Genomic DNA, 13,766 nt, shown 5'->3' with positions numbered 1-13,766 from the left:
CCGGTATGCGGCTGTTCGTCAGCGTCGACCTCCCCGACGCGCTCGTCGAGCCGATACGGGCGCTCCAGGCCGAGTTCGCGGACGCGGACGGCCTCGACTTCGTCGACCCCGCGACGGCGCACGTGACGCTGAAGTTCCTCGGCGACGTCGAGGAGTCGGCGTACTCGGAGACGGTGGCGGCGGTCGAGCGCGCCGTCGCGTCGACGCGCGTCGGGCCGTTCGACGCGACGTTCGGCGGGCTCGGCGTCTTCCCGAGCCTCGACTACATCAGCGTGCTGTGGCTCGGCCTCACGGCGGGCGCAGTCGAGCTCGCGGCGCTCCACGACGCCGTCGAGCGCGAGTGCGTGGCCGCGGGATTCGACCCCGACGGGACCGAGTTCACGCCCCACGTCACGCTCGCACGGATGCGACACGGCGGCGGGAAGGAGCTAGTGCGGCGTCTCGTCCGGGAGCGCGATCCCGAGGTCGGGACGGCGCGCGTCGAGGAGGTGCGGGTGACGGAGAGCACGCTGACGCACGAGGGCCCGGAGTACGAGACGCGCGAGCGATTCGCGCTGTAGCGGGACGCCGCGTCGTCCGCTACTCCGCGTCGTCCGCGTCCTCGCCGAGGTTCCCCTCCCGCCAGTGATCGAGGGTCTCCTCCAGGGCGGCGGCGCAGGACTCGACGTCCGTCATGGTCAGGCCGTCCGTCGTCAGGAAGACCCCCTCACGGTCGGTCGTGACGCGCAGGAGGTAGCCGTTACTGAACGCTCGGATCGTGTAGTCGTACTCGCCCAGTTCGCTGCCCGCGTAGGCGTCCTGGGTGAGCTGGAACGACTGCCACTCGGCGCCGATGAACGCGGAGAGGTCGGCGTCGCGTTCGAGGTCCGAGCGGAGGTAGACTTGCTCGTAGTCGGTGTGCGTGAAGTACGTCACGGAGCGGAGGCTGTCCCCGAGCGCGGTGCGCGCGATGATGCGCAGCCGCTCGCGGGCCTCCTCTGAGAGCAGGTCGTGTTCCAGCTCGGCGTCTTCGTTGGCCATACTGGGGGTGTCCGCGTACAGGTCCTTAACTGGTCGGGCGGCGGCGCGTTCCGGGTCGAGAAGAACAACGTTTTAAGTGCGGCGGCGAAACGTTCGTACCACTATGGGCAAGAAGTCCAAGGCCAAAAAGAAGCGGCTGGCGAAGCTGGAGCGCCAGAACAGCCGCGTCCCGGCGTGGGTCATGATGAAGACGGACCGTGACGTGCAGCGAAACCCGAAGCGCCGCCACTGGCGGCGTAGCGACACGGACGAATAATGAGCGCCAGCGACTTCGAGGAGCGCATCGTCACCGTCCCGTTGCGCGACCTGCAGGCCGTCGCCAAGCACGAACGCGCCGGGAAGGCCGCGACGCTCGTTCGCGGGCACCTCGCCAAGCACTTCGCCGTCGACGAGGAGGAGGTCCGCCTCGATCCCTCGATCAACGAGGCCATCTGGTCGCGCTCGAACAAGAACCCGCCGCGGAAGCTTCGCGTACGTGCCGCCCGCTTCGAGGAGGAGGGCGAGACGGTCGTCGAGGCCGAGCACGCAGACGAGTAACACCACCTTGCTCCGCGCTTCGTTCTCCGGATCACCGTACGTCGGCGTGTTCGCCCGCGCGACCGACGGCTGCGTCCTCGTCCGCCCGGACCTCGACGACGACCTCGTCGAGTCGGTCGCGGACGAGCTCGACGTGCCCGCCGTCCCCACCCGGATCGGCGGGTCGAGCACCGTCGGGTCCCTCGCCACCGGCAACGCGTCGGGAATCCTCGTCAGCGGCCGCGTCCGCGACCGAGAGCGCGAGCGCATCGCCGACGCGACCGATCTCCCCGTCGGGGCGCTCCCGGGACGCGTCAACGCCGCCGGCAACGTCGTCCTCGCCAACGATCAGGGGGCGTACGTCCACCCGGACCTCGGCCGTGAGGCCGTCGAAGTGGTGACCGACACCCTCGACGTGCCCGTGACGCGCGGGCGCATCGCGGACGTCGAGACGGTCGGCACGGCCGCCGTCGCGACGAACGACGGCGTGCTCTGTCACCCGAAGACGACCGACGACGAGCTCGATCGGCTGGAGGAGGTCCTCGGGGTCCCCGCCGACATCGGCACGATCAACTACGGCGCGCCGCTCGTCGGCTCCGGCCTCATCGCCAACACGCACGGCTACGTGGTCGGCGAGGACACGACCGGCCCCGAGCTCGGCCGTATCGAGGACGCCCTCGGCTACATCTGAGACTTCGCTCACGCCGACGCACCCCGTTTTCGCCGGCCCGCGAGGCGTCGGGACCCACATCCTAAGATACTTCCCGCTCGCGGCCCCCCTTCCACGCATGAGTCTCGGAGGCGGCGGTGGCGGTCGACAGCAGCTGCAGGAACTCTCCCAACAGATTCAGGCCCTCGAAGAGGAACAGGCCGAACTCGAGGCGGAAGTCGAGAGCCTGCGAGAGGAGAAGCGCGAGGCAGACGAGGCCATCGAGGCCCTGAACACCATCGAGACCGGCTCGACGGTGCAGGTACCGGTCGGCGGCGGCGCGTACGTCCGCGCGGAAGTCGAGGACATCGACGAGGTCATCGTCGAGCTCGGCGCCGACTACTCGGCCGAGCGCACCCAGGAGGGCGCCGTCGAGAGTCTGGAAGCCAAAAAGGAGACGCTCGACGAGCGCATCGAGGACGTCCGCGAGGAGCTCGCGGAGGTCGAAGAGGAGAGCGCACAGCTCGAACAGCAGGCCCAGCAGGCCCAACAACAGATGATGCAACAGCAGATGCAGCAGTCGCAGGGGCAGGGCGGCGACGGCGAATAACCCGACATGTTCGACGGGCTGAAGGAGAAGCTCGGTCGGTTCCGCAAGGACGCCGAGGAGGTCGCAGAGGAGAACGCCGAGGCGGTCGAAGCCGACGTTGAGGCCGACGCCGACGCTGAGGCCGACGCCGACGCTGAGGCCGACGCCGACGCTGAGGCCGACGCCGAGACCGCGGAGCCGAGCGAAGCGACGGCGGGCGCCGCCGAGCCGGACGCGGAGGCTGTCGAGGCCGCGACCGAGGAACGCGGAGACTCGGAGACGCCGGCCACCGAGAGCGGGGGGTCGAGCGGGCCCGCGACGGCGGACGCGGACACGAATGCGACCGCGGCGGCAGCACCGACGACGGACGCCGCGTCCGAGACGGACGACGCGGATGTCGTCGAGGGCGAGGTCGGCACCGGCTCGGACGCGACGCCCGCACCCGAAGCGACGTCGGCCGACGAGCGTGCGGCCGCGGACGTCGAGCGCGAGACTGAGACTGCGACCGACACCGAACGCGGGAGCGACGGCGACGACGAGCGCGAGTCCGAGGAGTCCACGACGGGCTTCGGCCTCGCGAAGAAGGCCAAGTCCGCGGTCCGCGGGCGGGTCGTCATCGAGGAGGAAGACCTCGAGGACCCCCTCTGGGAGCTCGAGATGGCGCTCTTGGAGAGCGACGTCGAGATGAGCGTCGCCGAGGCCATCCTCGATCAGATCCGGACGGAGCTCGTCGGACAGGAGCGGAAGTTCACGGAGTCGACGGGCGATCTCGTCGACGAGGCGCTGCGCGACGCGTTACTCTCGGTCATCGGCGTCGGCCAGTTCGACTTCGATCGGCGCGTCACCGAGGCCGAGAAGCCCCTGGTGATCGTCTTCACCGGGATCAACGGCGTCGGGAAGACGACGAGCATCGCGAAGCTCGCGAACTACCTCGACGAGCGGGGGTTCTCGTCGGTCATCGCCAACGGCGACACCTATCGCGCGGGGGCAAACGAGCAGATGCGCGAGCACGCCGAGACGCTCGACACGAAGCTCATCGCCCACGAGCAAGGCGGCGACCCGGCGGCCGTCATCTACGACGCGGTCGAGTACGCGGAGGCGAACGATGTCGACGTCGTCCTCGGCGACACCGCGGGCCGCCTCCACACCTCTGACGACCTGATGGAGCAGCTGGCGAAGATCGACCGCGTCGTCGATCCCGACATGACGCTGTTCGTCGACGAGGCCGTCGCCGGACAGGACGCGGTCAACCGCGCCCGGGAGTTCGACGACGCCGCGGAGATCGACGGCGCGATCCTGACGAAGGCGGACGCCGATTCGCAGGGCGGCGCCGCGATCTCGGTCGCGTACGTCACCGGGAAGCCCATCCTCTTCCTCGGGACGGGACAGGGGTACGACGACCTGCAGCGCTTCGACCCCGAGGAGCTCGTCGACGACCTCCTCGGATTGGAGTAAGACCGGCCCGAGCGGCGGCGGGGCCCGCGCGTACCGAGCGCTGACGAAGGCGGCTCGACGTACGCGCGGCTAGGAGAGGCGTTTATCGGTAAACCGTCAGATCGACTCTTCGGGGGCGCTCGCGGCGAGGAGGACGATCTCACGGCGCCCGCGTCGGTCGTACGCGCGGACGTCTTCTGCGATCCACGGCGGGACGGCGACGAGCAGCCGCGCCGCCAAGTCGTCGGTCAGCGACGGGTTCGGGTCGCCCTCCGGGTGGGAGAGGAACCGACCGCGCGTCCGACCGGACGGCGTAGCGAGGTCGACGCCGAAGACCGCGGCGATAGCGCCGCCGGCGTCGGGGAGGTAGAACTCGGCGAACACGGGGGTATCAGCGGGCACGTCGGCGAGCGGCGTGCCCGCTCCGTCGTCGGCGTCGAGCTCGCCGGCGGGCCGCGTCGTGAGCGCGATCGAGAGCGTCTTCGGATCGGCGTCGGCGGCGAGGTCGCAGAGCGCCTCGGCGAGCGCGCGCGTCGCGTACACCGGATCGTCATCGGCCACGTCAGATGGGGTCGTCCGGTGCGTTCGACTCGCGGACGCGCTCGACCTCGCGCCGGTATCGCTCGGCGCGATCGGCGTCCTCGACCGGCGTGAGTTTCGCGGGGTCGACGTCGCGGGCAGCGGTCGGGTCGGGCGCGTTCAGCGACTGCTGTTTCTCGAATCGCGCCTCGCCGTCCGGCGTCGCGTAGCGGACCGTGAGCATCCCCTTATCGGTGTACTCGCGGCCGACGAACCAGACGCGGACGCTGTCGTCGTCGCTCATACGTCGCCCGTGGGACCGCGGGCGTTTGGCTCTGTGGGTACGGGGGCGCGTCCGGGGCGAACGCGACGTTCAAACGGCCGCGGGTGCTAACGCGGGTGATGGACGACGAGGCGGTGCGCGGGGCCGCACGGTCCCTCCCGGCGGATCCCGGCGTCTACCAGTTCCAGCGCGACGACGGCACGACGCTCTACGTCGGGAAGGCCGTCGACCTGCGCGCGCGGGTGCGTTCGTACGCCGATCCGCGGAGCGCACGTATCGCGCGGATGGTCGAGCGGGCCGACGAGCTCGACTTCGCGGTGACGGACACGGAGACCCAGGCCCTCCTGCTGGAGGCGAACCTGATCAAGCGCCACCAGCCGAAGTACAACGTCCGGCTGAAGGACGACAAGTCGTACCCGCTCGTCCAACTCACCGACCACCCGTTCCCGCGGATCGAGGTGACGCGGGATCCCGACGAGGGCGCGACGGCGTACGGCCCCTACACGGACCGCGGGCGCGTCGAGACGGTCGTGAAGGCGATCCGCGAGACGTACGGCCTCCGCGGGTGTTCCGACCACAAGTTCGACGGCCGCGAGCGGCCCTGTCTCGATCACGACATCGGACTCTGTTCGGCGCCCTGCACGGGCGCGATCGACCGCGAGTCGTACGCGGAGGCCGTCGAGGCCGCGAGTCGCTTCTTCGAGGGCGAGACCGGCGCGCTCGCCGACCCGATCGAGCGCGAGATGGAGGCGGCGGCCCGAGCGCAGGAGTTCGAGCGGGCCGCGAACCTCCGCGACCGCCTAGCGGCCGTCGAGGCGTTCCACGGCGGCGGCGGGGAAGCCGTCGCCTCGCGAGGCGGCGAGCGCCACGTGGACGTCCTCGGAGTCGCCGTGGAGGGCGACGCCGCGACGGTCGCCCGACTCCACAGCGAGGGCGGCCAGCTCGTCGAGCGCGATCAGCACCGCATGGACGCCCCGGACGGCGACGAGCGCGTCGCGGACGTCCTCGCGGCGTTCGTCCCGCAGTATTACGCCGAGCGCGCGCTTCCGGACGCGCTCTTGCTCCCCGAGGACCCGAGCGACGACGACCTGCGGGCGTGGCTCGACGCGGAGGGCGTCGCCGTCCGCGTCCCCGGCGCGGGCCGCGAGGCGAAGCTCGTCGATCTCGCGCTGAAGAACGCCCACCGGCGCGCGGGTGGCCGGGACGAGCTCTCGGCGCTCCGTGACGCGCTCGGACTGGACCGACGGCCGGCGCGGATCGAGGGCGTCGACGTCAGCCACGCGCAGGGGAAGGCGGTCGTCGGGAGCGACGTGACGTTCGTCGAGGGGAGCGCCGAGAAGGGCGACTACCGGCGGAAGAAGCTCGAAGAGGAGAACGACGACTACGCGAACATGTATCGGCTCGTCTCGTGGCGCGCCCGGCGGGCCGTCGCGGGACGGGACGACCGGCCGGACCCCGATCTCCTCCTCGTCGACGGCGGGCGCGGCCAGTTGGACGCGGCGCTGGACGCCCTCGACGACGCGGAGTGGGACGTCCCGGCAGTCGCGCTCGCCAAGCGCGAGGAGGTCGTGATCACGCCTGAAGGCACGCACGACTGGGCGTCGGACGCCCCGCAGTTGCACGTCCTCCAACGCGTCCGCGACGAGGCCCACCGCTTCGCCGTTCAGTACCACCAGAGCCTCCGCGACAGCGTCGACACCGCGCTCGACGACGTCGACGGGATCGGCCCCAAAACCCGAACGCGGCTCCTCCGACGGTTCGGGAGCGTCGAGGGCGTCCGGGCGGCGAGCGTCACGGAGCTCCGCGACGTGGAGGGGGTCGGTCCCGCGCTCGCCGAGCGCATCGATCGGCGGCTCTGAGAGAGCGGGGACGAGAACGGGGCAACGGCTAAGGGCACTGAACGGGACGGTCGGTGTATGTCCGGGGACGAGACGATGCGGCGGTTCTTCCGCTCGCTCGGGCGCGCGAGCGCCCGCGTGGGACGCTGGCACCTCGGTGTCGGCCTCCTCGCGGTCGTCGCGCTCTCCCTCGCCGCCAGCATCGGGACGGGCGCCGTCCTCCTCGTCCTCGCACTGAGCGCCCTCGTCGTCGTCGCCGTCGAGAGCGTGGAGATCGTGCAGGCCTACGAGCGCCGGCCCTACACCGTCTTCGGGGCGTACAAGGGGATCCTCGGGCCCGGGATCAACCTCGTCGTCCCGTTCGTGACCGAGACGGCGGTCTTCGACACGCGCACCCAGACCGTCGAGGTGCCGACGCAGGAGGCGATCACGCGCGACAACTCGCCGGTGCGCGCGAGCGCCGTCGTCTACCTCAGCGTCGTCGACGCCGAGAAGGCGTTCCTCGAAATCGACGGCTACCGCGACGCCGTCGCCTACCTCGCACAGACGTCGCTGCGCGCGACCATCGGGGACATGGCGCTCGACGAGACGCTCAGCGACCGGACGGCGATGAACGAGCGGATCCACGAGCAACTCGACGCGACGGTCGCGACGTGGGGCGTCGCCGTCGAGGCCGTCGAGGTGAAGCGCGTCATGCCGAGCGAGGGGGTCGTGAGCGCGATGGAGCGCCAAGCCGCCGCCGAGCGCTACCGCCGGGCCGCCATCCTCGACGCACAGGGGGTGCGCGGTGCCGCGGTCGAACGCGCGCTCGGCGAGCGGACGGCCGCGGTGCTCCGCGCCGAGGGCAAAAAGCGCGCGAGCGTCTTGGAGGCGCAGGGCGACGCCGCCGCGACCATCCTCCGCGCCCGCGCGGCCGAGGCGATGGGCGAGCGTGCGCTCATCGAGCGCGGCTTTCGCGCACTCGAACGCGTCGGGGCCGGCGCGGCGACGACGTACGTCGTCCCCCAAGAGCTCACGTCGCTCGTCGGCCGCTACGGCCGAGGGATCGACGGCGAACGCGGCGGTCGCGGCACCGACGCGAGCGGGCTCACCTCGAACCCCGTCGACCTCGTCGAGCTCGATTTCGAGGACGTGATCGAGACGCCCGCGGACGCCGACGCGATCGACGTCGAGATCGAGTAGCCGCGACTACCAGTCCGCGTCCGGTTCGGGTGTCACCCCCTCGTCGTCGGCGTCGAGGTCGTGTTCCGACCGAAGGGTGGCGATCCGATCGCGGATGTCGGCCGCGAGCTCGAACTCCAGGTTCGCGGCGGCGTCTTCCATCCTGGCTTCGAGCTCGGCGACGCGCTCGGCCGCGGTCTCGGCGTCCGCGGGCGTCTCGCCGCCCGTCGCGCCCCCGGTGTCCGTCTTCGAGCCGGGGAGGTTCGCGTCCGAGACCGCCTTGTCGATCGTCGTCGGCGTCGTCCCGTGCTCCTCGTTGAACGCCTGTTGGATCTCGCGGCGGCGCTCGGTCTCCGCGATGGCGTCCGCCATCGCGTCCGTCGTCTCGTCCGCGTAGAGGACGGCCTTGCCGTTCACGTTGCGCGCCGCGCGCCCCATCGTCTGGATGAGGCTCGTCCGCGAGCGGAGGAACCCCTGCTGATCGGCGTCGAGGACGGCTACGAGCGAGACTTCGGGGATGTCGAGGCCCTCGCGGAGGAGGTTGATGCCGACGAGGACGTCGAACTCGCCGAGGCGAAGCCCGCGGACGAGTTCGTGGCGCTCCAAGGTGTCCGTCTCGTCGTGCATGTATTCGACCGCGACGCCCGCTTCCTCCAAGTACTCCGTGAGATCCTCCGCCATCCGCTTCGTCAGCGTCGTCACGAGCGTCCGCTCGTCGCGATCCGCGCGCTCGCGGATGCGTGCGAGGAGGTCGTCGATCTGTCCGTCGGCGGGCGAGATCTCCACGGCGGGGTCGACGAGGTACGTCGGACGGACGACCTGCTCGACGACCTGTCCGGAGACCTCGCGCTCGTAGTCCCCCGGCGTCGCTGAGACGTACAGCGTTCGATCCGTCTTCGCCTCGAACTCCTCGAAGCTCAACGGGCGGTTCGCGTACGCCGTCGGGAGGCGAAAGCCGTTGTCGACGAGGCTCTCCTTGCGCGCCTTGTCACCCGCGAGTTGGCCCTTGATCTGCGGGACGGTCCGGTGGGACTCGTCGATGACGGTGAGGAAGTCGTCCGGGAAGTAGTCCAACAGGGTGTAGGGGGCGTCCCCCATCTCCCGATCGGAGAAGTAGAGCGTGTAGTTCTCGATCCCGGAACAGTAGCCGGCCTCTTGGAGCATCTCCAAGTCGAAGGTGGTGCGCTCCTCGATCCGCTGGGCGGCGAGCAGGTCGCCCTCGCGTTCGAACTGGGCGACGCGCTCCTCCATGTCCGCCTCGATCTCCGCCATCGCGTCCGCCAGACGCTGCTCGGGGATCGAGTAGTGTTCGGCCGGGTGGAAGAGCACCGCGGGCTCCTCCGAGACGACCTCGCCCTCCAGCGGGTCGAGCTTCGTCAGGCGATCGACCTCGTCGCCCCAGAACTCGACGCGGACCGCGTAGCGCCCGTACATCGGGTACACCTCGACGGTGTCGCCGCGGACGCGGAAGGTGCCCTGCGTGAACTCCACGTCGTTGCGCTCGTAGTTCAGATCGACGAGCCGGGAGAGGAGTTCGTCGCGCTCGATGGTCTCACCGCGCTCGACGGAGAGCGACATGTCGACGTAGTTCGACGGGTCACCGAGGCCGTAGATGGCCGAGACGGAGGCGACGACGATCACGTCGTCGCGCGTGAGAAGCGAGCGCGTCGCCGAGTGGCGGAGGCGGTCGATCTCCTCGTTCACCGAGGCGTCCTTGTCGATGTACGTGTCCGTCTGCTCGACGTACGCCTCCGGCTGGTAGTAATCGTAGTAGGAGACGAAGTACTCGACGGCGTTGTCGGGAAAGAGGTTCTTCAGCTCCTCGTAGAGCTGCGCCGCGAGCGTCTTGTTGTGCGCGATGACGAGCGTGGGTTTCTGAAGCGCCTCGATCGTCCACGAGACGGTGTTCGTCTTCCCCGAGCCCGTCACGCCGAGGAGCGTCTGGGCGTCCATCCCCGCCTCGAACCCCGACGCGAGCGCCTCGATCGCGTCCGGTTGATCCCCCGCCGGGTCGAAGGGCGCGTCGACGCGGAACTCACGTTCGGCGTCCGGGCGATCCGGTTGCAGCGGGCCGGCGTCACTCATTGGACGCGTTTGGCGACGCGGCTACGTAAGTGGCGTGCCGGGAACGCGTCGAAACGTTTAGGCGGTCGTTCGCTCAGTTTCGGGTATGGTGATCGACGAACTCCGAGACGCGAGCGAGACGCTCGAAGCCGCCGCGAACGACTGCGACGACGACGACCTGCGCGAACGGCTGGCCACGCAGGCCGACGCGCTCGCGTCGCTCGCGACGCGTGATCAGGGGCCGGACCACGGCCGCCTCGCACGACACACGCACGCGCTTCAAGACATCGCGTCGGACGCGGACGACGACGATATCGCCGCGGCCGTCGACGACGCGCTCGCGTCGATCCGAGCTTACCGGGAGACCGTCAGCGGGGTCTGATCCCACCGCGGACGCCCGGCGAGCCACAGAGAGAAGTATCAGGGGGACAAAAACAAAGCCATGGACGACGCGGCGACGGGGGTGTTTCACGAGCCAGACGTCACGGAACGGGTGATCCTCCTCATGTCGCCCGGCCGGGACCGCGAGCTACTCGCCGACTGGCTCGAAGACGCCGCCGACTACGCCGTCGAATCCGCGAGCGACGCGAGCGGCCTCCCCGCCGAATACGACATCTGCCTCCTCGACGATCGGGCGCTTCGATCGGACCGGGAGTCCATCGTCGAACACAGCCGCGACGCCGACCCCGTCTATCTCCCGCACGTACTCTTGACGACCCGCGACGACGAGAGCGTCTGGGACGTGGTGGGCGTTGACGACGTCGTGTCGCTCCCGGTCGGACGCGACGAACTGCACCGCCGCATCGAGAACCACCTCCGCACGCGTCGCGCCTCGCTTCGCCTCGCCGAACGCGAACAGCGCCTCCGACTCTTCCGACGGGGGATCGAAGCCGCCTCCCAAGGTATCACGATCGCGGACGCGGAGGCGGACGACACGCCCATCATCTACGCGAACGAGGCCTTCCATCGGATCACCGGCTACGACACCGACGAGGTGATCGGGCGGAACTGCCGCTTCCTCCAAGGGCGGAACACGGACGAATCGACCGTCGAGACCATCCGCGAGGCCATGAAGCGCAACGCCCCGGTCTCCGCCGAGATCCTCAACTACCGAAAGGACGGAACGCCGTTCTGGAACCGACTCGACATCGTCCCCATCCGCGACGACGAGGGCGATATCACCCACTACCTCGGGTTCCAGCAGGACGTCACCCAGCGCAAGCGCCACGAGCTCCGGCTCTCCGTGCTCAATCGCGTCCTCCGACACAACTTCAGGAACAAGATGACGGTGATCAAGGGGTACGCAGAGCGGATCGAAGCGGGGGAAAGCACGTCCGAGGACGCAAAGCGGATCCGTCGGGCCGCCGACGAGCTCCTCCAGATCGGCACCCAGATGTACGAGTTCGACACCCTCGTCGCCGACGGCGACGCCGAGGGGGAATCGTTCGACGTCGTCGAGATCGTCGAGAACGAGGCGGACGCGCTCAGAAGACAGGTCCCGCGCGCCGACGTCGTCACCGACCTCCCCGACCGGGCGGTCGTCTCCGGACATCCGTCGTTACGCGCCGCTCTCCGCGGGTTCTTCTCCCTCTTCGAGGACGTCTCGAAGATCGATCTCGACGTCGCGGTCCGTGAGCGCGACGGCGAAGTGCGTCTCACCGCCACCGACCGGAGCGGCACGCTACGGCGTCACGGCGTCGAGATCGTCGCCCGTGACGCCGAAACGCCACTCGACCACCTCGATCGGCTCGAACTCTGGTTGCTCCGCTGGGCCGTCGAACAGTCGAGCGGCGAATTCGAGGTCGACGCGAGCGACGACCACCCCACCGTCACGATCCACCTGAACGCGACCGAAGCGGGGTAAGAGCTATTCGAGCCGTCCACTCATACAGGGACGTGTCACCGACCGACGACCGTGACGGTCGCACGAGCACTGGGATAGCCGGTCTCGACGAGGTCCTCGACGGCGGTTTCATCCCCGGGCGAAGCTACATGCTCCGCGGCCGGCCCGGGACGGGGAAATCACTCCTCGCGCTCGCGTACCTCATCGACGGCGTCGAACGGGGCGAAGACTGCCTCCTCGTCGCACTCGAAGAGACCGAGGCCGACATCCGGCGCAACGCCGCAGCCGTCGGCCTCGACATCGGGGGGATCACCGTCCTCGATCTCACGCCCGAATCCAGCGCGTTCACCGACGACGGGACGTACGACGTCTTCGATCCCGGGACCGTCGAGGAGCGTTCGCTCACGGAGACCATCACCCAACGCGTCCGTGAGGTCGAGCCGACCCGCGTCGTCATCGATCCGATGACGCAGTTACGATACCTCGCGCCCGACGAGTACCAGCTCCGAAAGCAGATCCTCGCGCTCACCCGTTTCCTCGAACAGGTCGGCGCGACTCTCGTCTTCACGACGCAGGCGACCAGCGATCACAGCGACGAGGACTTCCAGTTCATGGCTGACGGCGTCATCGAGATCGACAACGGCGAAACCGGGCGAACGATCTCTGTCCCCAAGTTCCGCGGGTCCAAAACGCGCGGCGGCACGCACACGCTCCGGATCCGCGATAGCGGTCTCAGCGTCTACCCCGAACTCGATCCGAATCATCACCGGCCGTTCGAGTCCGAATCCATCCCCTCCGGTATCCCGGAGTTCGACGAGCAACTCCACGGCGGAATCGAACGCGGGACCGTCACCATCATCTCCGGGCCGACCGGCGTCGGGAAGACGACGACCGGCGCGCAGTTCATGAAGGAAGCCGCCGGTCGCGGCGAACGCTCCGCGATCTACCTCTTCGAGGAGGACGAACGCACGTTTCTCGAACGCTGCACCGACGTCAACATCCCCGTCGATCGGATGATCGAGCGCGAAACCCTCGCCATCGAGGAGATCGAAGCCCTCGAATACACACCACAGGAGTTCGCCAACACCGTCCGCCGAGACGTCGAAGAAGCTGGCACGCAGATCGTGATGATCGACGGTATCAACGGATACGAACTCTCCATCCGCGGCGACGAGCACACCTTCCGCTCCGAGATCCACCGGCTCTGTCGGTACCTCAAGAACATGGGCGTCACCGTCGTCCTCATCGAGGAGATCGCCTCCGTTACCGGTGACTTCCAAGCCACCGAAGGCGAAATCAGCTACTTGGCCGACAACATCGTCTTCCTCCGCTACATCGAGATGGACGGCGAGCTACGGAAAGTCGTCGGCGTCCTCAAGAAACGCACCAGCGACTTCCAGCGAACCCTCCGCGAGTTCGAGATTACGCAACACGGGATCAAGATCGGCGACCCGCTCACCGGGCTCCGCGGAATCCTCCGTGGGACGCCCGAACAGCCGAGCGAGTGAGCAGCGCGACTCCCGGTTTCCGCCCACGGTAAAAGGTGAGAAGCCAAGGGCCGGATTTGAACCGGCGATGGGCGGCTCTGCAGGCCGCTGCGTTAGGCCGGACTCTGCCACCTTGGCGCGGTTCACCGTAGCGGGCAGGCGCGCTTAAACGTAGCGATCCACCCCGAAACGGGTGAAGAGCGCTGTGGCTCTCCGGGCAAACGAATACCGAATGAACGAGTCGGTGGAATCCGCCCTCATCCCACCAACTCTCCGATTATGAATAGCGAGGCGGCGAATCGGTGTTCCCAGAGGCTCGCGCACTCCAGTACTACCCAATACGCAGGTGAGCTTAACTTCCGT

At 68.9% G+C, this 13,766-nt stretch carries 15 protein-coding genes, 1 tRNA gene and 1 rRNA gene; 11 read left to right on the top strand and 6 right to left on the bottom strand.

Features of this window, described 5'->3' with window-relative positions; translation table 11 throughout:
• Positions 1-5: 5 nt before the first annotated feature.
• Positions 6-560, top strand: coding sequence for an RNA 2',3'-cyclic phosphodiesterase (gene thpR, locus J2754_RS02065; RefSeq protein ID WP_211086552.1), 555 nt, complete (start codon positions 6-8; stop codon positions 558-560).
• 19 nt (positions 561-579) lie between these two features.
• Here the strand turns inward: thpR and J2754_RS02060 are convergent, their stop codons facing one another.
• Positions 580-1,020: a DUF7522 family protein gene (locus tag J2754_RS02060; RefSeq protein WP_188877382.1), complete on the bottom strand. Its 441-nt coding sequence runs from the start codon at positions 1,018-1,020 to the stop codon at positions 580-582.
• A 103-nt stretch (positions 1,021-1,123) separates the two neighbouring features.
• Between J2754_RS02060 and J2754_RS02055 the strand changes: the two genes are divergently transcribed.
• From J2754_RS02055 to ftsY, 5 genes are all read left to right on the top strand, one after another.
• Positions 1,124-1,276 carry a 50S ribosomal protein L39e gene (locus J2754_RS02055; RefSeq protein WP_020221372.1) on the top strand — a complete coding sequence of 51 codons (153 nt, stop codon included), beginning with the start codon at positions 1,124-1,126 and terminating at the stop codon, positions 1,274-1,276.
• Entirely contained in the window at positions 1,276-1,557 is a 282-nt protein-coding gene (locus J2754_RS02050; protein WP_188877380.1) for a 50S ribosomal protein L31e, read from the top strand. Before J2754_RS02055 ends, J2754_RS02050 begins: the two co-directional genes overlap by 1 nt.
• A 7-nt stretch (positions 1,558-1,564) precedes the next feature.
• Positions 1,565-2,227, top strand: a complete 663-nt coding sequence (locus J2754_RS02045; protein ID WP_188877379.1) for a translation initiation factor IF-6 — start codon at positions 1,565-1,567, stop codon at positions 2,225-2,227.
• 97 nt (positions 2,228-2,324) lie between these two features.
• Positions 2,325-2,795 (top strand): prefoldin subunit alpha, encoded by a 471-nt coding sequence (gene pfdA / locus J2754_RS02040; protein ID WP_188877378.1) that lies wholly within the window; start codon positions 2,325-2,327, stop codon positions 2,793-2,795.
• Between the two features lie 6 nt (positions 2,796-2,801).
• Positions 2,802-4,229: a signal recognition particle-docking protein FtsY gene (gene ftsY / locus J2754_RS02035; protein ID WP_211086551.1), complete on the top strand. Its 1,428-nt coding sequence runs from the start codon at positions 2,802-2,804 to the stop codon at positions 4,227-4,229.
• A 96-nt stretch (positions 4,230-4,325) separates the two neighbouring features.
• Here the strand turns inward: ftsY and J2754_RS02030 are convergent, their stop codons facing one another.
• Positions 4,326-4,769, bottom strand: a complete 444-nt coding sequence (locus tag J2754_RS02030; RefSeq protein WP_211086550.1) for a JAB/MPN domain protein-containing protein — start codon at positions 4,767-4,769, stop codon at positions 4,326-4,328.
• A gap of 1 nt (position 4,770) precedes the next feature.
• On the bottom strand, positions 4,771-5,031 hold the full coding sequence (locus J2754_RS02025) for a DUF7967 family protein (protein ID WP_188877375.1): 261 nt from the start codon (positions 5,029-5,031) through the stop codon (positions 4,771-4,773).
• Between the two features lie 98 nt (positions 5,032-5,129).
• Here J2754_RS02025 and J2754_RS02020 point away from each other — a divergent pair, with 98 nt between their 5' ends.
• Positions 5,130-6,869: an excinuclease ABC subunit C gene (locus J2754_RS02020; protein ID WP_211086549.1), complete on the top strand. Its 1,740-nt coding sequence runs from the start codon at positions 5,130-5,132 to the stop codon at positions 6,867-6,869.
• Positions 6,870-6,926: 57 nt separating this feature from the next.
• Positions 6,927-8,030 (top strand): SPFH domain-containing protein, encoded by a 1,104-nt coding sequence (locus J2754_RS02015; protein ID WP_211086548.1) that lies wholly within the window; start codon positions 6,927-6,929, stop codon positions 8,028-8,030.
• 6 nt (positions 8,031-8,036) lie between these two features.
• On the opposite strand, the gene uvrB is transcribed toward J2754_RS02015, so the two are convergent.
• On the bottom strand, positions 8,037-10,094 hold the full coding sequence (gene uvrB, locus J2754_RS02010) for an excinuclease ABC subunit UvrB (protein WP_211086547.1): 2,058 nt from the start codon (positions 10,092-10,094) through the stop codon (positions 8,037-8,039).
• Between the two features lie 85 nt (positions 10,095-10,179).
• On the opposite strand from uvrB, the gene J2754_RS02005 reads away from it, so the two are divergent.
• From J2754_RS02005 to J2754_RS01995, 3 genes are read left to right on the top strand one after another with little or no spacing between them, the layout of a single operon-like run.
• Positions 10,180-10,455: a DUF7553 family protein gene (locus J2754_RS02005; RefSeq protein ID WP_188877372.1), complete on the top strand. Its 276-nt coding sequence runs from the start codon at positions 10,180-10,182 to the stop codon at positions 10,453-10,455.
• Positions 10,456-10,515: 60 nt separating this feature from the next.
• On the top strand, positions 10,516-11,937 hold the full coding sequence (locus tag J2754_RS02000; protein ID WP_188877371.1) for a PAS domain-containing protein: 1,422 nt from the start codon (positions 10,516-10,518) through the stop codon (positions 11,935-11,937).
• Positions 11,938-11,969: 32 nt separating this feature from the next.
• A complete protein-coding gene (locus tag J2754_RS01995) occupies positions 11,970-13,424 on the top strand; it encodes a DUF7125 family protein (protein WP_229772790.1) in 1,455 nt (484 codons plus the stop codon).
• A 41-nt stretch (positions 13,425-13,465) separates the two neighbouring features.
• Here the strand turns inward: J2754_RS01995 and J2754_RS01990 are convergent.
• Both J2754_RS01990 and rrf read right to left on the bottom strand, forming a co-directional pair.
• Positions 13,466-13,541 (bottom strand) — tRNA-Cys (locus J2754_RS01990).
• 148 nt (positions 13,542-13,689) lie between these two features.
• Positions 13,690-13,766: ribosomal RNA gene (rrf, locus tag J2754_RS01985) — 5S ribosomal RNA — on the bottom strand; the annotation flags it as partial.

This window comes from Halarchaeum nitratireducens (assembly GCF_017874695.1).
In the GTDB taxonomy this organism is placed as follows: domain Archaea; phylum Halobacteriota; class Halobacteria; order Halobacteriales; family Halobacteriaceae; genus Halarchaeum; species Halarchaeum nitratireducens.
This window is presented reverse-complemented; position numbering and strand designations above follow the sequence as displayed.